Below are 11,501 nucleotides of genomic sequence, written 5' to 3'. Positions count from 1 at the left end.
CGTCCAAACCGTATGGCGCCTGAGGTCGGCAGGCTAAACGCTTAATCGAATGAAAGAACTTACGTGAGTTTCGTCAGGGGGCAAGGTGTTGCACCTGGCTTCGGAATCTCTTTTGCCTCAACGCGACCTAGCGTCAGCGCTCATGCCGCATCGCCTGGCAGTTTCGTCGAACGGCCGAACAGTTTCCACCCGAGCAGCCCGGCGACGAGCAAGCCGACGATGACCCAGGTCAGATTGCCCAGCAGGCTGGCGATCGTCTGAACCTGGTCGCTGAAGGCGCGGCCCAGCGAAACGTAGATCAGCAGCCACAGGACTTCGCCCGCGACGTCGAGAACGATGAAGCGCACCCAGGGGTATTCGGTCAGTCCGCTGGTCACGTTGATCCATGGTCCCAGTGGCCCGATCAGCCACCGGCTGAAGAAGATGCCCCAACCCGCCCATTTACGCGAATAGGCTTCGGCCTGCTCAACCTTGTCCGCTCCGCCGATCCGGGCCGTGACCGCGGCGAGCAAGGGGCGGCCGCCATATCGCCCAAAGGCGTAGCCGATCTGGTCGCCGACGATCGCTCCGGCTGCTCCGGCAAATATCACTGGCCAGAATGCGAGCTCGCCTTGTGCAACAAACGAACCCATCGCGACTAATGTCAGCGAGCTGGGGAATGGCATGCCGGCCGCAGCAAGGATCATCGCACCAAAAAGCGCGGGCAGCCCGTAGGTCGTCAGCAGTTCAAGCAGCTGGTCGGTCATTTGGCAGGCGATGGTGACGGTGAAGGTGGCGTCATGAATAGTCGCGGCGGTGGACCGGGCGGCGGGTAGGGCGGCCGCGCGTGGACGATAGCGTAGAGCAGCTTTGCCTCGATCTGGTTCATCGACCGTCCGCTGTCCCGCGCGATCCGGCCGAGCGGACGATGGTCCGGCATCGGCGGCAGGTTCAATGCCTGGTGCAGGACGTGCGGCGGAACGTGATACGAATGGGCGACATAGCCTATCGTCATCCACCGCTCGATCGGCTCGTCGCGGTGCGCATTCCAGTAGATCGCATCGCTGACCGTCCTGACCGCGTGATATCCGGTGAAGGCCAATACCGCGACGAACAGGGCAATCAGGACTTTTCGCCAACGTCGATTGTGGGTCATTCAAGCGCGATACGCGCGCAGAGTGCGACGATCAACGTGGCATGATCGATGCTCTTCGACGCCGTCCCGGCAACGCGCGGATCAGATCCGACAGACTACAGAAACACCCGCCGGCTGGGACCGCGCGCTAGCTGTTGGCACAGACATCCTCGACCTGATCAAGATATGCGGCATAGCCTTGCTCGTCCATTTCGGTACGCGGGACGAAGCGTAACGCCGCGGAGTTGATGCAATAGCGCAATCCGCCGCTGCTGCGGGGACCGTCCTTGAAGACGTGGCCGAGATGGCTGTCACCATGTGCCGAGCGCACTTCCGTGCGCGGGATCAGCATCGACCAGTCGCGCTTGGCGGTCACGTTGGTGGGTTCGATCGGCCGGGTGAAGCTGGGCCATCCGCAACCGGACTCGTATTTGTCTGCGCTGGCAAAGAGCGGCTCGCCCGAGACGATGTCGACGTAGATCCCCGCAGCCTCGTTGTGAAGCAATGCGCCGGTGCCGGGACGCTCGGTAGCATTTTGCTGTGTTACGCGGAACTGTTCCGGGGTCAGCGACGCGATGGCGGCATCGGTCTTGCGATAGCTGGTCATGAGTAAACTCCGTTGACCTGCATGTGGTGCGTCGCGCTGAAAATTCGAGGTGTCTTGCCGTGGCGCTGCTGAACGACCGGCAAAAACGTTGGAGGCCGATGCACGCTCTGGACGCCTGGCTGTAGATCACTCGTCCCCGTCGGGTGGCCGCGTGATCGCGCTCGCCTCGTGCAGTTGCTGACGATTGTTCAGCTAGTCGGAACGGAAGGAACGGTGCCCTCGAACCGCGTGTCGCCGGGGAGAGAATGGGCGAGGCTGAGATCGCCGTTGTGCCCCCGGAAGATTTGCCGGGCGAGCGCCAGACCCACGCCCGTGCCCTCGGTCTTGGTGGTGAAGAAAGGTCGGAAGATGTCGACTTGATATGCGGCGGGGATACCCGGGCCGGTGTCCGTCATCACGAACTGGGTTTGGCCGACAAGCGCGGCGACGGTGAGCGTGACCCGCGCATCGGACGAGCCGTGCAACGCCTCGGCCGCGTTCTGCAACATCGCCCAGAGTGCTGCGGTCAGTTGATCCGGGTCGGCCAGCAGATGGGCCGGTGCGTCCAGGAGGTCGGTCGTAAACGCGATCCTCGGCCATCTCGTCGTAAACAATGCCGCCAGATCGCTGACGAACCCGGCCAGAGGGATACGCTCCACCGAGGGGGCGGGCAGCTTCGCCAACGCACGGTAGCTTTCGCCGAACCGGTGCAGGCTGGCGGCGCGGCGCGCGACGGTCTCGACCGCGTCGCGTACCTTGGGCAGCATCGGGTCCGGATCGTCGAGCATCGCCACCGCGGTCTCGGCTAGCGAGGCGATCGGGGTGAGGGCGTTGACGATCTCGTGGCTCAGGACCTGGACGAGTTCGCGCAACGCGGCGGCCTCGGCGGCCTTCAGTTCGGCGTCGATGTCGATCAGCGCGCCGATCCGCGTCATCCGCCCTGCCAGCGCAAGGTCGCCGGTGGCCAGCGCGAAGCTCCGGATGTCGGTGTCGTGCCCGATCTCGATCATGGCGGTGCGGCCGGGGCGGGTGTCGGCGAGCGCGGAAACGAGCCCCTCAGGCGGATCGACGACCAGATCGCCTGCGCCGAGCAATCGCCGCGCGGCACGGTTGACGGCGCGCAACCGGCCGTCGTCGAGCGCGACCAAGGGCGCAGGCGACAGATCGAGATAGGCGTTCAGACGGCGCCGTTCCTCTTCTCCAGCAGACGGGGTCGGAATTGGTGGCGCTGGCATCGGTGAGCGCTGACCAGCGTCGACCAGGTCGAGTGCGGCGATCCAGATCGCGATCATCGCCGCGAGGAGCGCAGTGGCGTACAGACCGCGTGTGGCCGCAACCGCACCACCGGCGCCCGCCGCAGCTATCACCAGCGCGCGTACCACCGCGCGCGTCCGGTCAGAGGCCATAGCGCGCCATCCGGCGATAGAGCGCCGCGCGGGTCAGTCCGAGCTGTGCGGCGGCGCGGCTGACGTTGAAGGCATGGCGCTCGAGTGCCGCGGTGATCAGCGTTTCCTCGTTGCGCGCGAGCGACAGATCGGGGGCGAGCGATTGCGGCTCGGCGGCGCCGGGCGAACGCAGGAGGTCGCTGATCGCGTAAGTCTCGCCATTGCCGAGCAGAACCGCGCGTTCCATCATCTGGCGCAGGCCGCGGACGTTGTCGGGCCAGCGATCCGCCGCGATCGCCTGCACCGCGTCCGCATCGAGTGGTCTGAGGGGCTTGCCGTGGCGGTAGGCGAACAGCGCAAGGAAATGGCGAGCGAGCAGCGCCACATCGCCCGCGCGATCGACGAGCGGCGGGAGGGCGATTTCGATCGTCCCGACCCGGTCGAGCAGGTCTTCGCCGATAGCTACCCGAACGCCGGTGCGATCCAGTCGCGTAGTCGCGATGACCCGGATGCCGTCGAGCGCTGACAGGAGAACGCCGTTGAGCGCACGAGGCAGGCGGTCGATATGGTCGATCACCAGCAATCCGCCAGCGGCCGCCGCTGTTTGCTGGGCGATGACGGCGGCGTCCGCGGCCTCGGCGTCCACCGTGATGAGCGGCAGGGCGGCGTGGGACGAGGCCTGATGAACCAGTCGGGCTACCAGCGTCTTGCCGGTGCCCGCAGCGCCGTGGATCAGGATCGGCGCCGCGGTGGGCGCGACGCGAGCGACCAGGTCGCGGGCGCGGGTGATCCCGGCGCTTTCGCCGAGCAGAATGCCGTCGTGGACGGGCGGTGTCGCCGCTGTCTCCAGTTTCGCGCGGCGCAGCGCCAGCCCGCGTTCGACCGTGGTCAGCAGGCGCTCGTTGTTCCAGGGCTTGATCACGAAGTCGGTCGCGCCGCTGCGCATTGCCCGGACGGCGACCGCGATCCCGCTGTGCCCGGTGACGACGATGACGACGGCGCGCGCGTCTGCCGCGATCAGCCGGTCGAGCATCGCGAACCCCTCCTCGCCGGTGGTCCGTCCGCGCGCGAAGTTGAGGTCGAGCAGGATGACGTCGATCGGTTCGCCGGCGAGCAGCACCCAGGCCGCCTCCGGGTTCGCTGCGGTCGAGACGCGCATGCCGTGCCGTTCGAGCAACAACCGCGCTGCCTTGGCGATGTCGGGATCGTCGTCGATGACCAGGATATGCGATTCGGTTGACATGGCCGTCATAGTGTCCGGAAACGGACAGTTGGTACAGTCGAGTGTGCGCCTCAGCTACGGGGCGCTGAATTATGTAGCGTTAGCAGTAGCTTAGGTTCTGGTCGATCCGTCCCGTACACTGTCCGCATGATAGAGACGACCCTGCCTGGAACGGGCGCCGCGATGGACCGGCGTATCGAGCGTCCGCACGCCCGGCGGCGCAAACGTATCGTGCGCGGTGCGCTTGCAATCGCGGTGGTGGCTGCGGCGGTGTTGCTGTGGCTGCTGATGCCCGGCGCCAATGCGCTGACCGTCGACGCCGCCGCGATCCGTACCGGCGATGTCGTGCGCGCGCCGTTCCGCGATTTCGTGCCGCTCCGCGCCGAGGTGGCGCCGTTGCGCACGGTGTTCGTGACCGCGATCTCGGGCGGGCAGGTCGCCGACCTCGCCACCAGCGATGGCGCGATGGTCGCCGCCGGCACGCCGCTCGCACGTTTGTCTAATCCGTCGCTCGAACTCGACGTGGCCAGTCGCTCGGCGGAGATCGTCGGGCAGTTGAGCGCGATCAGCGGCCAGCGGCTATCGGTCCAGAACAGCCGGCAGGACGGCGCACGCGACCTGGCCGAGGCGCGCAACGCGCTGTCCAAGGCGCGGACGTTGCTCGCGCAGAAGCAGGTGCTGTTCGACAAGGGCATCATCACGCGCGCCGCGATCGATCCGGTGCGAGAGGATGTCGGCTATCAGCAGGCGCGGGTTGCTGCGCTCGATCGCGGGACGGCCGAAGCCGGTGCTACGCTGGCGGATCAGTCCTCTGGCATCGCCGCGACCGCGCGGCAGTTGCGCGAGAGCCTGGCGATGGTTCGAGCGAGTCTCTCCGCGCTGGTGCTGCGTGCGCCCGTCGCGGGACGGCTTACCGCCTTTACGTTGCAACCCGGGCAGACGCTTAAGGCCGGTGATCCGGTCGGCCAGATCGACTCCGAGGGACAGTGGAAGCTGACTGCCGATGTCGATCAATTCTATCTCGGGCGCGTCCGGGTCGGGCTCGGCGCCGCGGCCGATATCGACGGTCGGAGCTATGCGATGTCGGTCATCAAAATCCTGCCGCAGGTGACCGAAGGCCGGTTTCGCGTCGAACTCGGTTTTCGGGGGGCAGCGCCTACGGGACTGAACCGCGGCCAGACGCTCGACGTGCGGCTCGTGCTCGGCGCCGACCGTCCGGCGGTGGTCGCACCGTCGGGCGGCTGGCTCGATGCGGGTGGTACCACCGCGTTCGTGCTCGACGGGAACGCGAAGGCCGTCAGGCGGGCGATCGTCGCCGGCCGACGCAATCCTGATCAGGTCGAGATCGTCTCCGGCCTCGCGCCCGGCGAGCGGATCGTGACCACCGCGCTCGGCACCTACACCCCCTTCCAGACCCTCCTCATCCGATAGGATTAGATATGATCCAGTTACAGGACCTCAGCCGCACCTATGCCTCCGACGAGGTCGAGACGACTGCGCTCGGTGGCATCGACCTAGCGGTCGAGGCGGGCGAATTCGTCGCGATCATGGGGCCGTCGGGGTGCGGTAAATCGACGCTGCTCAACATCATCGGCACGATCGACCGGCCCACGGACGGACGGTATCTGTTCGAAGGGGCCGACATCGCGCGCGCGCGCGAAGCCGAACTCGCCAAGCTACGCCGCGACCGGCTGGGCTTCGTGTTCCAGAGCTTCAACCTGATCGACGAGCTGACGATCGCAGAGAACGTCGCGCTCGGCCTCGCCTATCGGACGATGCCCGCGCGCGAGAAGAAGGACCGCGTCGCTGCGGCGATGGACCGGGTCGGCATCGCGCACCGCCAGCGTCATCACCCGCACCAATTGTCGGGCGGCCAGCAACAGCGCGCCGCGATCGCCCGCGCGATCGTCGGCGAGCCTCGGCTGATCCTCGCCGACGAGCCGACCGGCAATCTGGATACCGAGAACGGCGCGCAGGTGATGGACATCCTTGGCCAGCTGAACGCGGAGGGCGCGACGATCGTGATGGTCACGCACAGCCCCTCGCACGCCGACATCGCCAAGCGGACGGTGCACATGCTCGACGGCCGGATTCTGTCGTCGGCGCGGCGCGCCGCCTGATGCGCCGCTCGCTGCAGATGCTCGTGCTGATGCTGCTCGTGGTGGTCCTCGCCCGCCACCTCGCAGCGACCAAGCCCGGCTCCAAGCCCGGCCCCGATACCGCAAGCGACGCCTGAAGGAGCCGCCATGTCCGCACTCACCAGCCTCTATCGTTCGCTCGCGCATCACCGCCTGTTCGCCCTGCTCAACATCGGCGGTCTCGCACTGGGGATCGCGACGTTCCTCGTCCTGTTCCTCTTCGTTCGGTTCGAGACCGGGTACGACCGGGTGCTGCCGCAGCAAGACCGGTTGTGGGTAATGGAGGAGCGCTATGTGATGCCGGGCTATCCGGCGGACACCAATCCGAACACGATGGGCAGCGAACTCAAGATCCTGCAGGCGGATTACCCGCAGCTGGTCGGCACGCGCTACATGAACATGGCGGCGACGGTGCAGCAGGGAGGGCAGGCGACGGCCGAGGATTTGGGCACGGTCGACCCGAACTTCTTCGATCTCATGCGCTTTCCCGCGGTCGAGGGGAATCCAGCGGCGACGCTCGCCGATCCGAACGGCCTGGTGGTCACGCAGAAAACCGCGCGAAAATATTTCGGGAGCCAGTCGGCGATCGGCCGGACGCTGCAACTGTCGATCGATGGGACGACCTATCCCTACAAGGTCGGGGCGGTGCTGCGCGACATGCCCGACGACGTCACCTTCAAGAGCGAGATGTTCGCGCAAATCTCACGGACTCGCTTCGGCAACGAATGGTGGGAGCACTGGGGCAGCGCGTCGCTGACCACGTTCCTGCGGTTCCCCGATGCGGTGGCAGCGCGGGCGTTCGAGGCGCAATTGCCAGCCTTTCTCGATCGCCACGCCTATGCCGGCGGCAATCTGAAGAAAGGCGAGTATTTCCAGTCGCTGCGGCCGCTGACCGCGATGCATCTGTATAGTCCGGGCGATCGCGCGATCGTCACGACCTTGGGGGCGGTCGGGCTGCTGACGCTGCTGATCGCGATCGTGAACTACGTCAATCTGGCCACCGCGCGTGCCGGGTTGCGTGCGCGCGAAGTGGCGATGCGCAAGGTGCTGGGCGGCACGCGGCGGTCGCTCATCCGCCAGTTCTTGGGCGAGGCGCTGGCGACGGTTGCTGTGGCGGCGCTGATTGGGCTCGCGCTGGCCGAGATCGCGCTGCCGTTCGTCAACGCGCTTGGTGGAACGTCGCTGGCGATCCGCTATGTCGGTTGGGACGGCGTCGTCCTGCCGCTGGTCCTGCTGGTCCTGGGCATAGCACTGGTCGCGGGGCTGTATCCCGCGTTCGTACTATCGGGGTTTCGCCCCGCCGCGGTGCTCGCCTCGACGCGCGCGCCCGGTGGTGGGCGTAGCGGCACGAGGCTGCGAAGCGCGCTCGTCGTCGTGCAGTTCGCGATCGCGATCGCATTCGCCATCGCCACCGGGGTCATGCTCAAACAGACCGAGCATATCCGTGACGCCGATCTCGGGTTTCGTCGCGACGGCTTGATGATCGTCCGCTCGCTGATGACAGGCGGGATCGATTCACCACAGCGCGCGGCGATCCTGCGCAGCCTGGCGGCGGCACCCGGCGTCACCGGCGTGACGGTCGCCAACAACGCGCCGGGCGACCAGAGCACGACCAATTTCTCGGGATATAGTCGCGCAGGAGCGTCCGGCAGCAAGATATCGTTGATGGATGTAGGCACCGGTCGCGACTATTTTCGCGTGTACGGCGCACGGCTTGTCGCGGGGCGCCTGTTCGACGCCGCGCATGCCGACGACCGCGGCCTGTTGACGACTGCCGAACGCAAGCGGGCCGGGCCCAATGTGGTGATCAACCGGACCGCGGTGACCGCATTGGGCTTCGCGTCGCCGGCCGCGGCACTGGGACAGGCGATCAACGATGGCGAGCGGGACGCGACGATCATCGGCGTGGTCGACGACCTGCGCTTCAGGAGCCCGCGCGATGCCGTCACGCCGGTCGCCTACACCTACAACACGGTCGATATCCTCTCGCCGTTTGCGGCGGTGCGCTATGCCGGCCGCGATGCGAAGACGATGATGGCGGCGCTCGAGGCGGCGTGGAAGCGCGTCGTGCCCGGCGTTCCGTTCGAGGCGCGCTCGGTCGAGGACAATCTGTACCAGCGCTATTACAAGGCGGATGCGCAACGCTCTCGACTGTTCACGATCGGCGCGGTGCTGGCGGTCCTGATCGGCTGCATCGGGCTCTACGGCCTAGCGGCGTTCGACACCGCGCGGCGGGTGAAGGAGATCGGCATCCGCAAGACGCTCGGCGCCTCGACCGCCGAGGTGTTGCGGCTGTTGATCGGGCAGTTCCTGCGCCCCGTGATCCTCGCCAACCTCGTCGCGTGGCCGCTCGCCTATGTCGCGATGCAGCGCTGGCTAGGCGGGTTCGACGACCGGATCGTGCTGTCGCCGCTATTCTTTGTCGGCGCCTCGCTCGCCGCAGTGCTGATCGCGAGCGCGACCGTCTTCGGGCAGGCCTGGCGCGTGGCCCGTGCCGAACCCGCGCGCGCGCTGCGCCACGAATAGGAGGCGATCGATGTCCTCAGCCTTCCTGACACTGTACCGTTCGCTCACCCGCCATCGGCTATACGCCATCCTCAACATCGGCGGGCTTGCGCTCGGCATCGCGGTGTTCCTGGTACTGATGCTGTTCGTCCGCTTCGAGACGAACTACGACCGCGTGCTGCCGGGATGGGAACGTGTCTGGACGATCGCGCGCACGATCCAGTTTCCCGGCAACCCCGAGGTGCAGATTCCGTCCTCGCCTACACTCTCCGGGCAATTGGCGGCGGCGTTCCCCGATCTCGTCGTGGCGCGAATGACGCCCTATGACACCGCGACGGTGCTGACCGGGAACACAAGTACCACGCGCAAACTGGCATTGGTCGACCGCGATTACTTTCGGATTTTTCCGTTTCCGGTCGTCGAGGGCGATACCGCGAGTGCGATCGCCCGCCCGGATGGGATTGTCGTCACCCAGAGCGTCGCGGAGGCGTATTTTGGCAGAGCAAGCGCCCTTGGACGGACGCTGACGGTTGCGATCGATGGAAAGGCGCGCACCTACCGGGTCGGGGCGGTGATCGCCGACCTGCCGCAGAACCAGACATACGCCAGTGTCCTGTTCGCGGAGATCCCGGTCGAACTCGCCGACGATTCCCGATCTACCAGCAATGGTGTCGTGACGTTCCTGGCACTCCCCAACACCGCGATGGCGGACCGGATAGGAGCATTCATGCGGCGCCATCCCGATCCCGCGTTCAATCCCGATGCGCGTCAGTTCCTGAAGGAAGGCATCGTGCCGCTCGCCGGGCGCCATCTGACCGGCAACGGGGTCGGCACTGTCGTCGCCGTGCTGGGCGGAGTGGGGATCGTCGCGTTGCTGCTGGCGGTGGTCAATTACGTCAATCTGGCGACAGCGCGCGCAGGGCTGAGGGCGCGGGAGATCGCGATGCGCAAGGTCGTCGGTGCGACCCGGCGGATGCTGATCGGGCAATTACTCGGCGAGGCACTGGCCGCCGTGACGCTGGCGGCGTTGATCGGGCTGGCGCTTGCCGAGATTGCGCTGCCGTTCGTCAACGCGATCGGCGGCACCGACTTGTCGATCACCTATTGGGGGGCGGGATCGATCCTGCCGCCGCTCCTGGCGACGACCGCTCTGGTGACGTTGCTGGCAGGGTTCTATCCGGCGTTCGTGATATCCCGGTTCCTGCCCGCGGGCGTGCTCGCCGCGGCCCGGACCCCCGGCGGCGATCGCGCGGGCGCAGGACTACGCAAGGCACTGGTGGTGACGCAGTTCGGCATCGCGGTCGCGCTGATGATTGGGACTGCGGTTCTGTTCGCCCAGACGCGGCACGTTCAGCAGGCGGATATCGGCTTCGGGCGAGACGGCCTGATCATGCTGAGCGGTTACGGCGACGCCGCGCTGGATCCGGGGCAACGTGCCCGGTTGCTCGACGCGATGCGCAAGACCCGCGAGGTTGCGGATATCACGACGAGCGGCGTCGTGCCCGGCGGCGGCACGTTCGCCATTGCCAAGATGAAACGCGCCGGGGCGATCGGCGAGCCGCCGATGATCGTCCAGGCCACGGTCGGCGAGCACTTCTTCGAGACCTATCGAGCCCGTCTGCTGGCCGGTCGGATCTTCGATGCGGATCGGTTCGCGCTGGACGTTGGGAATAGCGGCACCGGCAGCAAGGCCGTTGCGGGCAGGGTAGCGAACATCGTGCTCAACCGTACTGCCGCTCGGCGCTTGGGGTTCGAGCAAGCCGACGAGGCGATCGGCCAGTTCGTTTCGCTCGATGGCGCGACGGTGAGGATCGTCGGTGTGATCGCCGATATGCGCTTCGGGACACCGCGCGAGCCGGTCGAGGCGTTCGCCTATAGCTATCGGCCTGGCGGTGGCTATCGCGCCATCGTGGTGATCCGCACCTCGGCCGATCCCGCATCCCTCCTGGGACGGCTGGAAACCACGTGGCGCCGCATCGCGCCAGCGGTTCCGCCAGCAGCCACGACGGTCGACCAGAAACTGTACGACTCCTATTATCGCCAGGACGTGCAGCGGTCGCGGTTGTTCACGGCCGGCGCGGTGCTGGCGGTCGCGATCGGGTGCCTCGGGCTCTATGGCCTGGCAGCGTTCGATACCATGCGGCGGATCAAGGAGATCGGTATCCGCAAGGTGCTGGGGGCCTCGACCAGCGACGTGATGCGACTGCTGCTGGTCCAGTTCCTCAAGCCGGTCCTCCTGGCGAACGTGATCGCGTGGCCGATCGCGTGGTTCGCGATGTCGCATTGGCTGAGCGGGTTCGACGACCGTATCGACCTGTCACCCGGCTATTTCGTCGGTGCCAGCGTGCTAGCGCTCGTCATCGCGGCGGCGACGGTTGCCAGCCAGGCATGGCGGGTCGCACGAGCCGAACCCGCGCGCGCGCTGTGCCAGTTCTGATCACCGTAGCGTGAGTATGAATGAGTGCCCGAGGTCGGCGCGTGATAACCGCTTGTTCCAGGTGTTTGCCTAAAAAAAGCCGGCACGGGACGGGCGACCGCTCGCAACGTAGCG

At 66.6% G+C, this 11,501-nt stretch carries 9 protein-coding genes; 4 read left to right on the top strand and 5 right to left on the bottom strand.

The genetic code is table 11. From position 1 onward, the window contains the following. Window positions 1–140 precede the first annotated feature (140 nt). The 5 genes from O6X71_RS16200 to O6X71_RS16180 form a co-directional block, all read right to left on the bottom strand. Window positions 141–746, bottom strand: coding sequence for a DedA family protein (locus O6X71_RS16200; protein ID WP_353466749.1), 606 nt, complete (start codon window positions 744–746; stop codon window positions 141–143). After that, the gene (locus O6X71_RS16195; protein ID WP_353466748.1) at window positions 743–1,135 is read right to left on the bottom strand and encodes a hypothetical protein; all 393 of its coding nucleotides are present in this window, start codon (window positions 1,133–1,135) and stop codon (window positions 743–745) included. Before O6X71_RS16195 ends, O6X71_RS16200 begins: the two co-directional genes overlap by 4 nt. 127 nt (window positions 1,136–1,262) lie before the next feature. Further along, window positions 1,263–1,721, bottom strand: a complete 459-nt coding sequence (gene msrB, locus O6X71_RS16190) for a peptide-methionine (R)-S-oxide reductase MsrB (protein WP_353466747.1) — start codon at window positions 1,719–1,721, stop codon at window positions 1,263–1,265. Between the two features lie 188 nt (window positions 1,722–1,909). After that, window positions 1,910–3,106: a sensor histidine kinase gene (locus O6X71_RS16185; protein WP_353466746.1), complete on the bottom strand. Its 1,197-nt coding sequence runs from the start codon at window positions 3,104–3,106 to the stop codon at window positions 1,910–1,912. Then, complete coding sequence (locus tag O6X71_RS16180; protein ID WP_353466745.1) at window positions 3,096–4,328, bottom strand: sigma-54-dependent transcriptional regulator; 1,233 nt, start codon at window positions 4,326–4,328, stop codon at window positions 3,096–3,098. Before O6X71_RS16180 ends, O6X71_RS16185 begins: the two co-directional genes overlap by 11 nt. A 126-nt stretch (window positions 4,329–4,454) precedes the next feature. Between O6X71_RS16180 and O6X71_RS16175 the strand changes: the two genes are divergently transcribed. The 4 genes from O6X71_RS16175 to O6X71_RS16160 all read left to right on the top strand — a co-directional run bounded on the left by O6X71_RS16175 (window position 4,455) and on the right by O6X71_RS16160 (window position 11,387). Next, complete coding sequence (locus tag O6X71_RS16175) at window positions 4,455–5,738, top strand: efflux RND transporter periplasmic adaptor subunit (protein ID WP_353466744.1); 1,284 nt, start codon at window positions 4,455–4,457, stop codon at window positions 5,736–5,738. Window positions 5,739–5,746: 8 nt separating this feature from the next. Next, on the top strand, window positions 5,747–6,427 hold the full coding sequence (locus O6X71_RS16170) for an ABC transporter ATP-binding protein (RefSeq protein ID WP_353466743.1): 681 nt from the start codon (window positions 5,747–5,749) through the stop codon (window positions 6,425–6,427). Between the two features lie 126 nt (window positions 6,428–6,553). Next, on the top strand, window positions 6,554–8,971 hold the full coding sequence (locus tag O6X71_RS16165; protein ID WP_353466742.1) for an ABC transporter permease: 2,418 nt from the start codon (window positions 6,554–6,556) through the stop codon (window positions 8,969–8,971). 10 nt (window positions 8,972–8,981) lie between these two features. Continuing rightward, the gene (locus tag O6X71_RS16160; RefSeq protein ID WP_353466741.1) at window positions 8,982–11,387 is read left to right on the top strand and encodes an ABC transporter permease; all 2,406 of its coding nucleotides are present in this window, start codon (window positions 8,982–8,984) and stop codon (window positions 11,385–11,387) included. Window positions 11,388–11,501 lie beyond the last annotated feature (114 nt).

The organism is Sphingomonas faeni, from assembly GCF_040407505.1.
GTDB classification, from domain to species: domain Bacteria; phylum Pseudomonadota; class Alphaproteobacteria; order Sphingomonadales; family Sphingomonadaceae; genus Sphingomonas; species Sphingomonas faeni_E.
The sequence above is the reverse complement of the archived record's forward strand: the minus strand, read 5'-3'. Positions and strand labels throughout refer to the sequence as shown.

Bases quoted from the DNA above. Each gene is read 5' to 3' on its own strand.
- O6X71_RS16200 (WP_353466749.1), bottom strand. From the start codon at position 746: ATGACCGACCAGCTGCTTGAACTGCTGACGACCTACGGGCTGCCCGCG.
- O6X71_RS16195 (WP_353466748.1), bottom strand. From the start codon at position 1,135: ATGACCCACAATCGACGTTGGCGAAAAGTCCTGATTGCCCTGTTCGTC.
- msrB (WP_353466747.1), bottom strand. From the start codon at position 1,721: ATGACCAGCTATCGCAAGACCGATGCCGCCATCGCGTCGCTGACCCCG.
- O6X71_RS16185 (WP_353466746.1), bottom strand. From the start codon at position 3,106: ATGGCCTCTGACCGGACGCGCGCGGTGGTACGCGCGCTGGTGATAGCT.
- O6X71_RS16180 (WP_353466745.1), bottom strand. From the start codon at position 4,328: ATGTCAACCGAATCGCATATCCTGGTCATCGACGACGATCCCGACATC.
- O6X71_RS16175 (WP_353466744.1), top strand. From the start codon at position 4,455: ATGATAGAGACGACCCTGCCTGGAACGGGCGCCGCGATGGACCGGCGT.
- O6X71_RS16170 (WP_353466743.1), top strand. From the start codon at position 5,747: ATGATCCAGTTACAGGACCTCAGCCGCACCTATGCCTCCGACGAGGTC.
- O6X71_RS16165 (WP_353466742.1), top strand. From the start codon at position 6,554: ATGTCCGCACTCACCAGCCTCTATCGTTCGCTCGCGCATCACCGCCTG.
- O6X71_RS16160 (WP_353466741.1), top strand. From the start codon at position 8,982: ATGTCCTCAGCCTTCCTGACACTGTACCGTTCGCTCACCCGCCATCGG.